Source organism: Gilliamella sp. M0364 (assembly GCF_016100565.1).
In the GTDB taxonomy this organism is placed as follows: Bacteria; Pseudomonadota; Gammaproteobacteria; order Enterobacterales; family Orbaceae; genus Gilliamella; species Gilliamella apis.
The window spans coordinates 68,117-84,208 of the sequence record NZ_JACFSF010000003.1 but is presented as its reverse complement, the minus strand read 5'-3'; the positions used below and the strand labels follow the sequence as shown (position 1 = coordinate 84,208).

The window sequence follows — 16,092 nt, the reverse complement described above, 5'->3', positions numbered from 1 at the left end:
CTAATTATACTTATTTACCACTAATTGGCAATCCTTTTTTATGGCTATTTTAATGTACTAGTTGAATTAGTTATTTTCAGTGCTATCGTAAATTTTTTTGAGAAAAGTATAAGTAATGTTATATAGTTGTTCATGTTAACTTTTATATATGGATTTTTTTTCATCAATAGTTGTTTGAATTGATAATAACTATACTAATAGTTATAGTCCCTATTATTTTTAACAATCAATATTGTTCAAATAAATAATAATTTAACTATATTGTAGTGTGAAAATTGCAGGTCTAAGATCTTTTTTGTGACTTTTTGCGATCTTTTATTAAACAGCGCTTGCAACAAGCATAAATTTTGCGTAAAATTCACGCCCTATAAGATTAATCAATGCAGACATATATTTTTAATCAGGAATCGTCTGCTTTTTATTGCGGAGTTAAGTATGTACGCAGTTTTCCAAAGTGGTGGTAAACAACACCGAGTTAGCGAAGGACAAGTCGTTCGCTTGGAAAAAATTGAAGTCGAAACAGGTTCAGAAGTTGTTTTCGATAAAGTTTTAATGGTAGCAAATGGTGAAGACATCAAAGTTGGTGCTCCGTTTGTTGAAGGTGCAACAATTAAAGCAGAAATTGTTGAACACGGTCGTGGCGAGAAAGTGAAAATTGTTAAATTCCGTCGTCGTAAACACTATCGTAAACAACAAGGTCACCGTCAGTGGTTCACTGATGTGAAGATCACTGCAATCGCTTAATAGGAGTATCGAACAATGGCACATAAGAAGGCTGGTGGTTCATCACGTAATGGTCGTGATTCCCAGAGTAAACGTTTAGGTGTTAAACGTTATGGTTCTCAAGAAGTTCTTGCGGGTAACATTTTAGTTCGTCAACGTGGAACTCAATTCCACCCAGGTACTAACGTAGGTTGTGGTCGTGATCATACCCTATTCGCTTTAGTGGATGGACAAGTTAAGTTCGAAGTTAAAGGACCTAAAAACCGCCGTTATGTTAGTGTAGTTGCTAACAGCTAGTAAACCAGCGGTTTAGTAAGTTATAGAAGCCTCACAGTCATTGTGGGGCTTTTTTCATTTCTTGAAAATTTATATAATTCATTATGATAAAACAGCAAAATGTTAAATTAGGTTTTGCATTAGCCATGTTAACAGCCGTTATGTGGGGACTAGTGCCAATTGCTATGAAATATGCATTAGTTGTTATTGATCCATTAACATTAGCTTGGTCACGATTAAGTATCTCAGCTATCGGTATTACACTATGGCTGGCTTATAAAAAACAGTTTCCTAATTTAGCTATGTTCAAAAAACGTCGCCGTTTTATCTTATTGATGATTGCTGGATTTGGTCTACTCGGTAATTTTGCACTTTTTGCAACAGCTGTTCAGTATTTATCTGCAACTACTGCTCAGGTTGTTGGCCAAACTGGAATTGTAATATTTATGATTTCCAGTGCAATTATTTTCAAAGAAAAATTAAGACCAACACAAATTATTGGTATTACCATATTATTAATTGGGTTAGGGTTGTTTTTTAATGAAAATCTAGCCGATCTTTTTGCTAATATGTCTTCATATGGCATAGGTGTTTGGCTGGCCTTACTGGCTTCTATCTCATGGGCATGTTATGCGTTAGCACAAAAAGTATTATTAAAAAAATTACGAGCAGAACAGCTACTTTGGTTGATTTATCTTATTTGTAGTATTTTTTTATGGCCTCTAGCATCACCAACGAAAATAGTCAGTGCTGATTTTAGCCAATTGTTTGCTATTATTTTTTGCGGGTTGAATACTATTATTGCTTATGGTGCTTTGGTTATGGCAATGGAACGTTGGCAAGCTGCACAAGTAAGTGCAATAACCACATTAACACCACTTTTTGCACTGATTTTTTCAGATTTATTTGCTTTACTATGGCCAGAAAAGTTTGCAATGCAATATTTAAATATTTTAGGTTATATTGGCGCAGTATCTGTGGTCGCTGGGGCAATGTTTGCAACAGTTGGACACCATTTATGGCAACCAAGAAAAGGCTGGCTGATTAACCGAAAGAAAGAGGACAAATAATGAAATTTGTAGATGAAGCTTCAATTCGTGTCGAAGCTGGTGATGGCGGAAATGGTTGTGTTGGTTTCCGCCGAGAAAAATATATACCTAAAGGTGGTCCTGATGGTGGCGATGGTGGAGACGGTGGTGATGTATTTTTTATTGCCGATGAAAATTTAAATACATTGGTTGATTTTCAATTTGAAAAAAACTACCGAGCAGAACGTGGTCAAAATGGACAAGGTTCAGATTGTACGGGTAAACGAGGTAAAGATATTACCGTTAAAGTGCCAGTAGGAACTCGTATAACTGATAAATATACCGGTGAAATTATTGGTGATTTAACACATCATCAACAAAAAGTTCTGGTTGCTAAAGGTGGTTTTCATGGACTTGGTAATGCCCGTTTTAAATCATCAGTGAATCGTGCTCCACGACAAAAAACCGATGGTACGCCTGGTGAAAAACGCGATGTGTTATTGGAATTATTATTGCTAGCTGATGTGGGGATGTTGGGGTTACCTAATGCGGGTAAATCAACATTTATTCGCAGTGTTTCAGCAGCTAAACCTAAAGTCGCTGATTATCCTTTTACAACATTAGTACCTAGCTTAGGTGTTGTGCGAATGGATAATGAACAAAGTTTTGTTGTTGCCGATATCCCTGGATTGATTGAAGGGGCATCTGATGGCGCAGGGCTTGGTATTCGCTTTCTAAAACACCTTGAACGTTGTCGCGTATTAGTGCATTTAATTGATATAGCGCCAATAGATGGTTCTGATCCAATTGAAAATGCGAAAGTTATCATTCAAGAATTACATCAATATAGTGATAAATTAGCAAATAAACCACGTTGGTTAGTTTTTAATAAGATGGATGTATTAGGTCCTGATGAAAGCGAAAAACGTGCAGCTGAAATTGCGAAAGCCTTAGATTGGGATGAGAAATATTATCTTATTTCAGCGGTTAATCATGAAGGTGTTAAAGCATTATGCTGGGATTTGATGGATTATATTACTACCCATCCTCGAGAAGCGGAACAAGAGGAAACTTCGCCGGAAAAAGTCGAATTTATGTGGGATGATTATCATCAACAAGTAATGGATGATACATTTGATGATGACGATGATTTTGATGATTGGGATGAAAGTGATGAAGAAGGTGTTGAGTTTATCTATCAAAAATAAAAATATTGCCAATAGTTGATTATAAACGTTTTTTTATAATTAAATTTTCAAAAAAGCAGGGAAAATTTACCCTGCTCCTTTCAATTATATTCTTTATAAAAACAAAAAGTTAATACAGTAATACATTTTAAATTGATAAACTTTTATCTTTTTTTTGAAAATAGTCAAAAAAATAACTTGCTTTTAATAATGAGAACGATTATCATTCAATTGTACTTTATTAGAGCGTCGAAAGACTTCTAAAAAAGTATGACATTGCTCACATTGCTTCCAATGTTTGCCAGCCTAGTAAAACTAAGCTGGCTTTTTTATTATTTACTATATAGCTATTAGTAATTATCTTAGATTAACTGATGGATTATTGATATCAAATAAAACTAATAATGCAGCGTTACCACCAAACTCTTTTGGTGCTTGATGGAAACAAATTACATGTGGATGTTGGGCTAACCACATTGGCGTTTGTTTTTTTAATATGTTTTTTCCATGTCCATACATAATACAAGCACAATTGGCATTTTCACGTAAACAAGCAGCAATAAGTGCAGCGATTTCTTTTTTTGCCTCTTGCTGAGTTAATCCATGTAGATCTAAAAAAAACTCAGGTAAATAAAATCCTCGTCGCAATTTTTTTAATTCATTAGTATCCGCATTTTCACGAATGTAACGAATAGGATCTTCTTGTAATAGTGGTTGGTAATCATCAGAAAAGTAAAATTCATTATTTACTTTTTCATGTTGAAGCTTTTTATTATCAATTAGCTTTTGAGATCGTTTTACTGGTTTATGAATAACGGTATCTTGTTTAAGTTGTTTGGCATTCCCAATACTACTTTTAAACAAGTTGATATCTTCATCTTCTAATTTAAATTTATTTGGCATTGATTTTTACTCTGGATAAACTTTTTCTTTATATTCACACAAATCTTCAATAACGCAAGATCCACAGCGCGGCTTCCTAGCTATACAGGTATATCGACCATGTAATATTAACCAATGATGACAATTTATTTTATACTTATCTGGAACCACTTTAAGTAGTTTTTCTTCGACAGCTTCAACCGTTTTACCTGGTGCAAATCCTGTTCGATTACTTACCCTAAAAATATGCGTATCGACAGCAATAGTTGGCCAACCAAACGCAGTATTTAAAACTACGTTAGCTGTTTTTCTTCCTACACCAGGTAGCGCAATTAATGAGTCAAAATTTTCAGGCACTTCACCTTGGTATTTATCAACCAAAATCTGACAAGTTTTGATGATATTTTCAGCTTTACTATTATATAAACCGATGGTTCGGATATAATCTTTTAATTTATCGACGCCTAACGCCAAAATTTGTTCAGCGGTATTTGCGATAGCAAATAATGGTTTAGTCGCTTTATTCACACTAACATCCGTGGCTTGAGCTGATAATACGACAGCTATAAGTAACTCGAATGGTGTTTTATATACCAATTCAGTTGTAGGATCTTTAATATGTTCTTTTAATCTTTCTAAAATTTCTATTCTTGTTAATTGTTTCACAATATTTTATAAATAAAAAAAGTTAATTAATATTATATACATTATATGATATTTAATCTTAGGATATATTGAGTTTTTATATAGGTTGAAACTATTAACAGCGTATCTATTTAAAAAATTGAAGATATTTTTATTTTGTGGATTGAATTGTAATACTAGCTTTTATAGCTAAGATAGATATAGCAAAATCGCCAGCTTTTTAGCAGGGGCTTTTTATGATAAGCTAGCCAACTATTTTTTAATTTCATCGATCAAGGTTTATTATAAAAATGTCATTACCAATGATTGTCACCTTTGCTGTTTACATATTAGGAATGATTGCGATTGGTTTCTTTGCATTTCGTGCAACACGAAACTTTGGTGATTATATATTAGGTGGACGTCGCATAGGCAGTGTCGTTACTGCACTTTCTGCTGGTGCTTCTGATATGAGTGGTTGGTTATTAATGGGATTACCGGGTGCAGTGTTCTTATTTGGTATCTCGCAAAGCTGGATAGCTATAGGATTAATAATTGGCGCTTATCTAAATTGGTTGCTGATTGCCGGTAGATTAAGAGTTTTCACAGAGATAAACCATAATTCATTAACTTTACCTGACTATTTTGCTCGTCGATTTGATGACAATAGTTCACTATTAAGAATTATTTCAGCAGTAATAATTTTAATCTTTTTTACCATTTATTGTGCTTCAGGTGTAGTTGCTGGCGCTAAATTATTTGAAAGTACATTTGGGCTTAGTTATGGCTGGGCAATGCTAGCAGGTGCTGGAGCGACAATTGCTTATACTTTTATTGGTGGTTTCTTAGCGGTAAGTTGGACCGATACAATTCAAGCAAGTTTAATGATGTTTGCTCTAATCTTAACACCAATTATGGTAATGATTAATGCTGGTGGTTTCACTGATGCAATGGCTAACATTCAATCATTAAATCCTGATTATACAAATATCTTTGCACATATGGATCTGATTGCCATTATTTCATTGTTAGGTTGGGGACTTGGTTATTTTGGTCAACCACATATTTTAGCTAGATTTATGGCGGCTGATTCTCATGAAGTAATGAAAAATGCTCGTCGAATTAGTATGACTTGGATGATTTTGTGCTTAGCGGGTGCGATTACAGTTGGTTTCTTTGGTATTGCTTTTTTTGCTAATAATCCTAACTTAGCTTATCTAATTGATAATGGGAAACATGAACGTATTTTTATTGAATTATCCAAATTACTGTTTAACCCATGGATTGCTGGTATTTTGCTAGCAGCTATTCTAGCCGCAGTAATGAGCACCTTAAGTTGTCAATTATTGGTTTGTTCAAGTGCATTGACAGAAGATTTTTATCGCGCTTTTATTCGACCAAAGGCTAAGCAGCGAGAATTAGTTTGGGTTGGCCGTGTGATGGTGTTATTAGTTTCTGTTATTGCTATTTTATTAGCGATCAATCCTAATAACAGTGTACTTGATTTAGTTAGCCATGCTTGGGCTGGTTTTGGTGCCGCATTCGGTCCGATTGTTGTATTCTCGGTGTTTTGGGCTCGAATGACCCGCAATGGTGCATTAGCAGGTATGATAACTGGTGCAATTACGGTCTTGCTTTGGATTAATTTTAATTGGCTTAATTTATATTCACTAATTCCTGGCTTTTTATTTGCGTCAATAGCAATCATTATTTTTAGCTTATTAGATAAAAAACCGAACGAAATAGTTGAAGACCATTTCAAACAAGCGTATAAAAAATACCACAATAAAACAGTATAGAATTTAATTAAAGTAGAATATAAACGTAACAAATTTAATAGGTAAAATATCATGACAAAAAATGTGATCAAACAACTGCAAGAGCGTGGACTGATTGCTCAACTTACTGATGAAAAAGCGTTAATGGAACTGATTGAGCAAAATCCTATTGCACTATATTGTGGTTTTGATCCAACCGCTGATAGTTTGCATCTTGGTCATTTAGTTCCATTGCTTTGTTTGAAACGTTTTCAATTGGTTGGTCATAAGCCAATAGCTTTAGTTGGAGGTGCGACAGGATTAATTGGCGATCCAAGTTTTAAAGCTGTTGAACGTAAGCTCAATACTGAAGATACGGTAATTGAATGGAGTGAAAAGATTAAACAACAAGTATCGCCATTTTTAGATTTTGAATGTGGTGATAACGCTGCTATTGTTGCCAACAACTATGATTGGTTTGGTGGCATGAATGTTTTATCTTTTTTACGAGATATTGGCAAATATTTTTCGGTTAATGCAATGATTAACAAAGAATCGGTTAAACAACGGATTGACCGTGATGAATCAGGTATATCTTTTACTGAATTTTCTTATAGTTTGTTACAGTCTTATGACTTTGCAAGTCTTAATAAAGCACATAATGTTGTGTTACAAATTGGTGGTTCTGATCAATGGGGTAATATTACCGCTGGTATCGATTTAACCCGTCGTTTACACCAGAAACAAGTATATGGTTTGACAGTACCTTTAATTACCAAATCTGATGGAACTAAATTTGGTAAAACTGAAAGTGGTGCTGTATGGCTAGATCCGAAAAAAACCAGTCCATATAAATTTTATCAATTTTGGATTAATACTGCTGATGCTGATGTTTATCGATTCCTTAAATTCTTTACTTTCATGTCATTGGAAGAAATTGATGCTTTGGAAGAAGAGGATAAAAACAGTGGCGTTGCACCTAGAGCTCAGTATGTCCTTGCCGAACAAGTGACTCGATTAGTTCATGGTGAAGAAGGACTAACAGCGGCAAAACGTATTACTGAAAGTTTATTTTCTGGTAAATTAACCGATTTATCTGAAGCTGATTTTGAACAATTAGCTCAAGATGGTATGCCAACAGCCAGCATTGAAGGTGATGTAGATCTACAACAAGCCATTGTTAATGCTGAATTTGCGCCATCAAGAGGTCAAGCAAGAACAATGATTGATTCCAATGCTATTTCCGTTAATGGTGAACGTAACTCAACAACAGATTATCGTTTTTCTGATAGTGATAAGTTATTTAATCGTTACACATTACTGCGTCGAGGTAAAAAATACTATTGCTTACTTATTTGGAGATGATTTCATGAAAAATATTTTATCGATTCAGTCTCATGTTGTATTTGGTCATGCAGGTAATAGTGCTGCTGTATTTCCAATGCGTCGTTTAGGTGTGAATGTTTGGCCATTAAATACGGTACAATTTTCAAACCATACTCAATATCGGCAATGGACTGGAACGGTAATGCCTGCATCTCATTTAACCGATATCGCTGATGGGATTAATGCTATTGGCGAATTACAACGATGTAATGCCGTATTAAGTGGCTATATGGGGTCACCAGAACAAGGTAATGCAATTATTGAAATTGTGAAAAAAGTAAAAGCTGAGAATCCTGAAGCAATTTATCTTTGTGATCCTGTAATGGGGCATCCCGAAAAAGGATGCTTTGTCGCTCCTGGTGTAGCAGAATTTTTATGTAATACAGCTTTACCCATATCAGACATGATGGCACCCAATATTTTAGAATTAGAAGAACTTAACGGTAAACAGCCGATTAATAATGTCAGTCAAGCAATCTCAGCATGCCGTTCAATTTGTGAAAAAGGACCTAAAGCAATTTTAGTTAAACATTTAAGTCGAGCGGGCTATCAACAAGATCGTTTTGAAATGTTGTTAGTAACAGAAAATGAAGCTTGGCATATTGATCGGCCGTTAGTCGATTTTGGTGTCAAACAACCAGTTGGTGTTGGCGATATGACTAGTGGGTTGTTTTTAGCAAATATTATGCTTGGTAAATCTATGGTTGAAGCATTTGAGCATACTACATCGGCGGTTTATGCAGTTATGCTTGAAACATTAAGACAAAATGAATATGAATTGCAATTAGTAGCTGCACAGAATGAAATAGAAACCCCTAAACAGTGGTTTAAAGCAAAAAGAATTGATTAATTGCGAAAATATGTAAAAATAACAAAAAATTGCGGATAGTAAGACAATGAGGGGATTAATGGAAGACAGTATTTCATTGGGTAAGATTCTTTCCGATTTAAGAAGTAATATGGGTTTATCGCAAAAAGATATTGCTGAACAAATTCATGTTAGAACGGCGGTTATTTCTGAAATTGAAAATGATCAGTTACTTCATGCCCCTTTTGTTTTTGTTAAAGGTTATATTCGTTCATATGCCAATATTGTTGGCTTATCAGCTGATGAATATCAACCTCATCTCGAAATTTTAGCTAAACAATATTTAGTAAAAGAAACTAAAAAACCTAAACCAATATATAGTAAAACAAAACGTAGTAAGAAACCGTTCTTTTTTGGCTTGTTTGCTTTAGTTTGTGCATTAGGTGTTGGCTTATACTATGTCAATTCACAAAATAAAAGTAACTTTATTGAAGTTAGTCATTATATTTCTCCACAGCCTTCAGATCGCGTTAACAGTTAGCAAATTTTCTTATTCACATACAGACATTTGCCTTAAATCTTGTTAAGATTGCGTCCTAGTTATTTTGTAATATGATTAGGCATCTTATGAGTCATCAAGAGTCACCAATTATTAGGCGAGAATCAACCCGAATTTACGTTGGTAATGTGCCAATAGGCGGTGGTGCGCCGATTGCTGTGCAATCGATGACGAATACTCGAACGACCGATGTAGAAAAGACAGTAGCTCAAATTCAAGCTCTTGAGCGTGTAGGAGTTGATATTGTTCGAGTTTCTATTCCAACTATGGATGCTGCAGAGGCGTTTAAAATAATTAAGCAACAAGTAAAAGTTCCACTTATTGCTGATATTCACTTTGATTATCGCATTGCTTTGAAGGTTGCTGAATATGGTGTGAATTGTTTACGGATTAATCCCGGTAATATTGGTAATGAATCACGGATTCGCTCGGTTGTTGATTGTGCTAAGGATAAAAATATTCCGATCCGAATTGGTGTAAACTCAGGTTCGCTGGAAAAAGATATCCAGGAAAAATATGGCGAGCCGACACCTGAAGCGATAGTCGAATCTGCTATGCGACATGTAGATATACTTGATAGGCTAGGTTTTGACCAATTTAAGGTAAGTGTAAAAGCTTCAGACGTTTTTACTGCTGTTGATTCATACCGATTATTGGCAAAACAAATTAAGCAACCTTTGCATCTAGGAATAACCGAAGCTGGTGGAGTGCGTAGTGGCGCGGTAAAATCAGCGATTGGGCTTGGCTTATTATTATCGGAAGGGATTGGTGATACATTAAGAGTTTCCCTTGCAGCTGATCCAACGGAAGAAGTTAAAGTTGGATTTGATATTTTAAAATCGCTACGTATTCGAGCTAGAGGTATTAATTTTATTGCTTGCCCAACCTGTTCAAGGCAAGAGTTTGATGTAATTAGTACCGTTAATACATTAGAACAGCGACTAGAAGATATAATAACACCAATGGATGTATCGATTATTGGTTGTGTTGTGAATGGCCCGGGCGAAGCTTTAGCCTCTACAATGGGTGTTGCTGGCGGTCACAACAAAAGCGGTTTTTATGAAGATGGTGTGCGCATAGGGCGTATTGATAATGAACAAATGATAGATGAGTTGGAAGCTAAAATTCGTGCTAAGGCATCAATTTTAAAAAATAGAATTGCAACAACTGAACTATAATTTTATTAGATAGCGAATAAACAAATGGCAGAGAAAAAAATCCAATCAATACGGGGAATGAATGATTTACTCCCGAATGATAGTGCAACATGGCAACAAATTGAAAAAATTGTTAAAGGTGTACTAAATAGTTATGGTTATAATGAAATTAGAACACCGATCGTTGAAGATACTGCACTATTTAAACGTGCAGTTGGTGAAGTTACCGATATTGTTGAAAAAGAGATGTATACTTTTAATGACCGTAATGATGAAAGTATTACTCTCCGCCCTGAAATTACAGCTGGTTGTGTACGAGCTGGTATTGAACATGGTCTATTTTATAACCAAGAACAACGACTATGGTATTTAGGGCCGGCATTTCGTTATGAAAAACCGCAAAAAGGGCGTTATCGTCAATTTCATCAATTTGGTGTTGAAGTCTTTGGCCTTGAAGGACCTAATATTGATGCCGAGCTTATCTTATTAACGGCACGTTTTTGGAAAGCACTTGGTATTGAAGAGCATACAACACTTGAACTTAATTCTATTGGTTCAGTTGAAGCAAGAGCAAATTACCGTAATGCTTTAGTCAGTTTTCTTGAGCAACATAAGGATAAATTAGATGAAGACTGTTTACGTAGAATGTATACTAACCCATTACGGGTGTTAGATTCCAAAAATCCTGTTATTCAAGAATTACTTAATCAAGCACCAAAATTATTTGATTATTTAGATGAAGAATCTAAACTTCATTTTGATGGTTTGTGTCAATTATTAGATAGTGCAGGAATAAAATATAATATTAATCAAAGATTGGTGCGTGGTTTAGATTATTATAACCGTACAGTTTTTGAGTGGGTAACGAGTAGTTTAGGCGCTCAAGGTACAGTTTGTGGCGGTGGTCGCTATGATGGTCTAGTTAGCCAACTTGGAGGACAACCCACACCAGCAGTTGGTTTTGCCATGGGGGTAGAACGTTTAGTATTATTAGTACAAGCGGTTAATCCTTCATTAAATCGAGATAGTTCAATTGATATTTATATGATATCTTCGGGGGATGAAAAAACGATAGCTGCAGCTCAAAAAATGGCAGAAGTACTCCGTGATGGGTTAACTGATAAGCGAATTGTGACTAATTACGGTAGTAGTAATTTTAAAAAACAATTTGCCAAAGCGGACAAATTAGGTGCTAAAATAGCTGTAATTATTGGCGAAAACGAAATTACTAATCAATCAGTTACAATTAAAAATTTACAAACAGGCGAACAAGTTGAAGTTGCAGAAAAAGAGATTGTTCAAACTTGTTTAGCAATATTGTAAATTAAGGAAAATAGGAGAAAAACGTGAGTCATCAATTGTCTGGCGAAGAACAAGTTTCAGAGATAAAAGAATTTCTTGCTAAAACGTGGAAAATCATTGTTGCGGTTATTGTAATTGGATTACTAGCTTTTTATGGCTGGCGTTATTGGCAGTCTTATAAATTAGAAAAAGTGATAGAATCTTCCGATCATTATGAACAATTAATTGCTAAATTAGATAATAATAATCCTGATTCAGTTAATGAATTAGTCTCTTTTGCTAAAGATAATAATACTATTTATAGTGTTTTTGCTAATTTTAGAGCAGCAAAATTTTATGTAGAACAATTAAAAGATTATGCTGGAGCAGAAAAATTACTTACAGATACGTTAAGTAAAACTGATTCAGATATCATTAAATCAATAAGTTATATTCGTATTGCAAAAATACAATATCAACTAGAACATTATCAAGAAAGTTTGGCGACTTTAACTAAAGTAACCGAAAAAAGTTGGGCGCCGGTAGTTAATGATATTCGTGGCGATATATTGGTGAAAATGAACAATTACAATGAGGCTGTGGAGGCTTATAATGTTGCATTAAGTTCATCACCTACTCAAGCCTTAGAGCAAAATATCAAAATGAAGTTAAATCAAGCTCAATATCTTAAAGATAAACAACAAGCTGAACAAGCTAAACAAGAAGAAGCTGCCGCTAAGGAAAAAGCTAAGCAAGAAGCTGAAGCCCAAAAAAACGCAGCTAAAGAAAATGAAGATTAATTTATCCTGATATAAGGATCTATACGATGAAGTTATCAAAATGTCTGTTTATGAGTGTTTTTATGTTTTCACTTGCGGGGTGTTCATTGTTTGGTGGAGAAGAAGAAATTGTCCAAATTTCACCTTCACCAAAAGTGGATAACCAATTTCCAATCCAAGAAATATGGCGAAATAGCACAGCAGGCAATACACATGTTTATTCATTATTAGGGCCAATTAATTACGATAATGCTATTTATGTTGCTAGCCGTAGTGGGCAAGTTAAAGCGATTGATTTATCAACTGGTCATACTATATGGGACAAAAATTTATCACAAAGTACATTATTCAGCAGTAAAACAGCGTTATTTTCTGGCGGTGTAAGTGCTGATGATAGATATGTTTATGTCGGTAGTGAACGTGCGGTTGTTTACGCATTAGATCGTAATGATGGTAATGTAATTTGGGAAAAACCGGTTAAAGGTGAAGTACTGGCTCGCCCAGTATCTTCTGATGATAAACTAATAATTCATACCGCTAGCGGTAATTTACAAGCTTTGAATCGTAACACAGGTGAAGATGTATGGGATGTTGTTCTTGAAGTACCAACACTTTCATTAAGAGGTAATTCAACACCAACTATTGCTCATGGCGCCGCTATACTTGGTGATGATACAGGTCACGTGAATGCTTACTATCTTAATGATGGACAACTTATTTGGCAGCAACGCATATCTCAACCAAGTGGATCGACTGAAATTGACAAATTAAATGATGTTGATTCAACCCCAGTTATTGAAGGTAATTTGGCATATGCAATTGGCTATAATGGTAATGTTGTCGCACTTGATTTAAGTAATGGGCAAATTGTATGGCGTAAAGAAATGGGATCTACCCATAGCTTTGCCGTTGATTCACATCAGTTATTTATCGTGGATCAAGATGACAATGTTCAAGCAGTAAGCAAAAATGGTGGTGCAGTGAATTGGACTCAGGCAGGTTTGTTACATCGTCAATTAACCGATCCGGTTATTTATCAAAATTATATTGTTGTTGGTGATTTTGAGGGTTATCTTTATTGGTTAAATCAAGATAATGGAGAAATAGTTGCTAAAACACAAGTAAGTAGCAGTGGATTGATTTCGAAGCCATTAGTTGTAGATAATAAAATTATTGTCCAAGCTAAAAATGGTGATATTTACGCATTCACAAAAAATTAAGGTAATTAGAGAATAAATATGGTACCTGTTGTCGCACTAGTTGGTCGTCCGAATGTAGGAAAATCGACTCTATTTAATCGATTAACTCGAACTCGAGACGCCTTAGTGGCGGATTTCCCTGGATTAACGCGAGATCGTAAGTATGGCCGAGCCGAAATCAAAGGGCACGAATATATAGTCATTGATACAGGTGGTATTGATGGCACTGAAGATGGGGTTGAAAGCTTTATGGCAGAACAATCCTTACAAGCAATTGAAGAAGCGGATATCGTACTATTTCTTGTAGATGCAAGGGCCGGTGCGATGCCAGCTGATCATGCAATTGCTAAACATCTTCGATCTCGCCAAAAAGCAACGTTTTTAGTTGCTAATAAAATTGATGGTATTGATGCCGATAGCGCAATCTCTGATTTTTATAGTTTAGGATTAGGTGACATTCATCCGATTGCCGCGAGTCATGGTCGTGGAGTGAATGTATTAATCGAAACGGTGCTCGATCCTATTTTTCATTTTGCCAATGATCAAAATGAAGTCTTGTCAGAGGATGAGCTAGATGACGTTCTTCCTGAATCTTATGATGATATTGAAGATGAAGCCGAGTCGCTCATCAACCAACCAATCAAAGTTGCTATTGTTGGTAGACCAAATGTTGGTAAGTCAACACTAACTAATCGGATTCTAGGTGAAGAAAGGGTTGTGGTTTACGATATGCCAGGTACAACACGTGACAGTATTTATATACCAATGACACGTGATGATCGTGAATATATCATGATCGATACTGCTGGTGTTCGTAAACGAGGTAAGGTAACGGAAACCGTTGAGAAATTCTCGGTTATTAAAACGTTACAAGCAATTGAAGATGCTAACGTCGTAATTTTGGTCATTGATGCCCGAGAAGGTATTTCTGATCAAGATTTGTCTTTGCTTGGCTTTATTATTAATAGTGGGCGCTCACTGGTTATTGCTGTTAATAAGTGGGATGGTTTATCACAAGATATTAAAGAACAAGTGAAAACTACGTTAGATGATCGACTTGATTTTATCGATTTTGCTCGTCTACACTTTATCTCTGCGCTTCATGGTAGTGGTGTAGGTAACTTATTTGATTCAATTCAAGAAGCATATGATTGTGCTACACGTCGTGTTAATACTGCATTATTAACTAAAATAATGCAAATGGCACAAGATGACCATCAACCACCATTGGTCAGAGGACGTCGTGTTAAATTAAAATATGCCCATGCCGGCGGTTATAATCCTCCCATTGTGGTTATTCATGGTAATCAAGTTGAAGATTTACCTGATTCTTATAAACGTTATTTAATGAACTATTTTAGACGTTCCTTAAAAATTATGGGATCGCCAATACGAATTCAATTCAAAGAAGGCGCCAATCCATTCGAAGGTCGAAAAAATAGTTTGACTGCTTCGCAACAACGTAAACGTCGTCGTTTAATGAAACATGTACGAGGTCGTAAATAACTTATGACAGAAACAAAGATGATAGATGGTGGGCAAGAAGGTATTTGTCCTAAGTGTCATAATAGAATGAGTATTGTTTCGCCACAACATTATGATTGTCCTCATTGCAAACAGCATTATCAAGAACAGTATATTTGCCCAATTTGCCGACAAAATGCGCAAATGGTTAAAGGCTGTGGCGCTATTAACTATATTTGTCACACTGATGGCTTAATTTCCAGCAGTAAAGTGATATTTCATTATTTACCAGAATAGAAAATTGTATCTATATTTAAAGCCATAAGAGGTTATTTTATGCGAATTATTTTATTAGGCGCACCAGGAGCAGGAAAAGGAACTCAAGCACAATTTATTATGCAACAATATGGAATTCCGCAAATTTCAACTGGCGATATGTTGCGTGCAGCAGTAAAAGCAGAAAGTCCATTAGGTTTACAAGCAAAAGAGCTAATGGATAATGGTAAGCTTGTTACTGATGAGTTAGTTATTGCATTAGTTAAAGAGCGTATCGCGCAAAGCGATTGTAAAAATGGCTTTTTATTAGATGGTTTTCCTCGTACTGTGCCGCAAGCAGATGCAATGAAAGAAGCGGGTATCGATGTTGATTTCGTACTTGAATTTGATGTGCCTGATGAAGTGATTATTGACCGTATGAGTGGTCGTCGTATTCATGCAAGCTCAGGACGTGTCTACCATGTTCGTCATAATCCACCAAAAGTTGAAAATATTGATGATGTAACTGGCGAACCTTTAACTATTCGTAAAGATGATAGTGAAGAAATCGTCCGTAAACGTCTTGTTGAATATCATGATTTGACTAAACCATTAGTCAAATATTATCAACATGAAGCCAAAGAAGGTCGAACTCAATATTTCCGTATTGATGGGACACAAGCTGTTTCCGCTGTGACCAATGAATTGACTAAAATTTTAGGCTAAT

17 protein-coding genes are annotated in these 16,092 nt (G+C 35.3%); 15 read left to right on the top strand and 2 right to left on the bottom strand.

Annotation, left to right across the window (positions count from 1 at the left end; all coding sequences use genetic code 11):
- Nucleotides 1-435: 435 nt before the first annotated feature.
- The 4 genes from rplU to cgtA all read left to right on the top strand — a co-directional run bounded on the left by rplU (nucleotide 436) and on the right by cgtA (nucleotide 3,235).
- Nucleotides 436-744: a 50S ribosomal protein L21 gene (gene rplU, locus H3U96_RS05725; RefSeq protein ID WP_065577863.1), complete on the top strand. Its 309-nt coding sequence runs from the start codon at nucleotides 436-438 to the stop codon at nucleotides 742-744.
- 15 nt (nucleotides 745-759) lie between these two features.
- Nucleotides 760-1,020 carry a 50S ribosomal protein L27 gene (rpmA, locus tag H3U96_RS05720; RefSeq protein ID WP_034883716.1) on the top strand — a complete coding sequence of 87 codons (261 nt, stop codon included), beginning with the start codon at nucleotides 760-762 and terminating at the stop codon, nucleotides 1,018-1,020.
- An 83-nt stretch (nucleotides 1,021-1,103) separates the two neighbouring features.
- Complete coding sequence (locus H3U96_RS05715; RefSeq protein WP_198195902.1) at nucleotides 1,104-2,069, top strand: DMT family transporter; 966 nt, start codon at nucleotides 1,104-1,106, stop codon at nucleotides 2,067-2,069.
- Nucleotides 2,069-3,235 carry an Obg family GTPase CgtA gene (cgtA, locus tag H3U96_RS05710; RefSeq protein ID WP_198195900.1) on the top strand — a complete coding sequence of 389 codons (1,167 nt, stop codon included), beginning with the start codon at nucleotides 2,069-2,071 and terminating at the stop codon, nucleotides 3,233-3,235. Before H3U96_RS05715 ends, cgtA begins: the two co-directional genes overlap by 1 nt.
- 336 nt (nucleotides 3,236-3,571) lie before the next feature.
- On the opposite strand, the gene smrB is transcribed toward cgtA, so the two are convergent.
- Nucleotides 3,572-4,117, bottom strand: a complete 546-nt coding sequence (smrB, locus tag H3U96_RS05705) for an endonuclease SmrB (protein ID WP_065577860.1) — start codon at nucleotides 4,115-4,117, stop codon at nucleotides 3,572-3,574.
- 6 nt (nucleotides 4,118-4,123) lie between these two features.
- Nucleotides 4,124-4,762, bottom strand: a complete 639-nt coding sequence (gene nth, locus H3U96_RS05700; RefSeq protein WP_065651329.1) for an endonuclease III — start codon at nucleotides 4,760-4,762, stop codon at nucleotides 4,124-4,126.
- Nucleotides 4,763-5,031: 269 nt separating this feature from the next.
- On the opposite strand from nth, the gene putP reads away from it, so the two are divergent.
- From putP to adk, 11 genes are all read left to right on the top strand, one after another.
- Entirely contained in the window at nucleotides 5,032-6,519 is a 1,488-nt protein-coding gene (gene putP / locus H3U96_RS05695) for a sodium/proline symporter PutP (protein WP_174565288.1), read from the top strand.
- Between the two features lie 51 nt (nucleotides 6,520-6,570).
- Nucleotides 6,571-7,842, top strand: a complete 1,272-nt coding sequence (tyrS, locus tag H3U96_RS05690; protein WP_232347749.1) for a tyrosine--tRNA ligase — start codon at nucleotides 6,571-6,573, stop codon at nucleotides 7,840-7,842.
- Nucleotides 7,843-7,846: 4 nt separating this feature from the next.
- A complete protein-coding gene (gene pdxY / locus H3U96_RS05685) occupies nucleotides 7,847-8,713 on the top strand; it encodes a pyridoxal kinase PdxY (protein ID WP_065614695.1) in 867 nt (288 codons plus the stop codon).
- 58 nt (nucleotides 8,714-8,771) lie between these two features.
- Nucleotides 8,772-9,212, top strand: a complete 441-nt coding sequence (locus tag H3U96_RS05680) for a RodZ family helix-turn-helix domain-containing protein (RefSeq protein ID WP_065577855.1) — start codon at nucleotides 8,772-8,774, stop codon at nucleotides 9,210-9,212.
- Between the two features lie 86 nt (nucleotides 9,213-9,298).
- Entirely contained in the window at nucleotides 9,299-10,408 is a 1,110-nt protein-coding gene (gene ispG / locus H3U96_RS05675) for a flavodoxin-dependent (E)-4-hydroxy-3-methylbut-2-enyl-diphosphate synthase (protein WP_065577854.1), read from the top strand.
- A 24-nt stretch (nucleotides 10,409-10,432) separates the two neighbouring features.
- Complete coding sequence (gene hisS, locus H3U96_RS05670) at nucleotides 10,433-11,710, top strand: histidine--tRNA ligase (protein ID WP_110452987.1); 1,278 nt, start codon at nucleotides 10,433-10,435, stop codon at nucleotides 11,708-11,710.
- A 23-nt stretch (nucleotides 11,711-11,733) separates the two neighbouring features.
- On the top strand, nucleotides 11,734-12,468 hold the full coding sequence (locus tag H3U96_RS05665; RefSeq protein WP_065577852.1) for a tetratricopeptide repeat protein: 735 nt from the start codon (nucleotides 11,734-11,736) through the stop codon (nucleotides 12,466-12,468).
- Nucleotides 12,469-12,494: 26 nt separating this feature from the next.
- Nucleotides 12,495-13,667, top strand: a complete 1,173-nt coding sequence (gene bamB / locus H3U96_RS05660; RefSeq protein WP_198195893.1) for an outer membrane protein assembly factor BamB — start codon at nucleotides 12,495-12,497, stop codon at nucleotides 13,665-13,667.
- 18 nt (nucleotides 13,668-13,685) lie between these two features.
- Nucleotides 13,686-15,152 (top strand): ribosome biogenesis GTPase Der, encoded by a 1,467-nt coding sequence (der, locus tag H3U96_RS05655; RefSeq protein WP_198192320.1) that lies wholly within the window; start codon nucleotides 13,686-13,688, stop codon nucleotides 15,150-15,152.
- 3 nt (nucleotides 15,153-15,155) lie between these two features.
- Nucleotides 15,156-15,407: a zinc-ribbon domain-containing protein gene (locus tag H3U96_RS05650; protein ID WP_198192321.1), complete on the top strand. Its 252-nt coding sequence runs from the start codon at nucleotides 15,156-15,158 to the stop codon at nucleotides 15,405-15,407.
- A 39-nt stretch (nucleotides 15,408-15,446) separates the two neighbouring features.
- On the top strand, nucleotides 15,447-16,091 hold the full coding sequence (gene adk, locus H3U96_RS05645) for an adenylate kinase (protein WP_065577849.1): 645 nt from the start codon (nucleotides 15,447-15,449) through the stop codon (nucleotides 16,089-16,091).
- The last annotated feature ends 1 nt before the right edge of the window (nucleotide 16,092 follow it).

What these genes read in the sequence shown, in the direction of transcription:
- H3U96_RS05715 (WP_198195902.1), top strand. Translation starts at nt 1,104, where the DNA reads ATGATAAAACAGCAAAATGTTAAATTAGGTTTTGCATTAGCCATGTTA.
- smrB (WP_065577860.1), bottom strand. Translation starts at nt 4,117, where the DNA reads ATGCCAAATAAATTTAAATTAGAAGATGAAGATATCAACTTGTTTAAA.
- putP (WP_174565288.1), top strand. Translation starts at nt 5,032, where the DNA reads ATGTCATTACCAATGATTGTCACCTTTGCTGTTTACATATTAGGAATG.
- H3U96_RS05650 (WP_198192321.1), top strand. Translation starts at nt 15,156, where the DNA reads ATGACAGAAACAAAGATGATAGATGGTGGGCAAGAAGGTATTTGTCCT.
- rpmA (WP_034883716.1), top strand. Translation starts at nt 760, where the DNA reads ATGGCACATAAGAAGGCTGGTGGTTCATCACGTAATGGTCGTGATTCC.
- hisS (WP_110452987.1), top strand. Translation starts at nt 10,433, where the DNA reads ATGGCAGAGAAAAAAATCCAATCAATACGGGGAATGAATGATTTACTC.
- bamB (WP_198195893.1), top strand. Translation starts at nt 12,495, where the DNA reads ATGAAGTTATCAAAATGTCTGTTTATGAGTGTTTTTATGTTTTCACTT.
- ispG (WP_065577854.1), top strand. Translation starts at nt 9,299, where the DNA reads ATGAGTCATCAAGAGTCACCAATTATTAGGCGAGAATCAACCCGAATT.
- tyrS (WP_232347749.1), top strand. Translation starts at nt 6,571, where the DNA reads ATGACAAAAAATGTGATCAAACAACTGCAAGAGCGTGGACTGATTGCT.
- H3U96_RS05680 (WP_065577855.1), top strand. Translation starts at nt 8,772, where the DNA reads ATGGAAGACAGTATTTCATTGGGTAAGATTCTTTCCGATTTAAGAAGT.
- rplU (WP_065577863.1), top strand. Translation starts at nt 436, where the DNA reads ATGTACGCAGTTTTCCAAAGTGGTGGTAAACAACACCGAGTTAGCGAA.
- der (WP_198192320.1), top strand. Translation starts at nt 13,686, where the DNA reads ATGGTACCTGTTGTCGCACTAGTTGGTCGTCCGAATGTAGGAAAATCG.
- cgtA (WP_198195900.1), top strand. Translation starts at nt 2,069, where the DNA reads ATGAAATTTGTAGATGAAGCTTCAATTCGTGTCGAAGCTGGTGATGGC.
- adk (WP_065577849.1), top strand. Translation starts at nt 15,447, where the DNA reads ATGCGAATTATTTTATTAGGCGCACCAGGAGCAGGAAAAGGAACTCAA.
- pdxY (WP_065614695.1), top strand. Translation starts at nt 7,847, where the DNA reads ATGAAAAATATTTTATCGATTCAGTCTCATGTTGTATTTGGTCATGCA.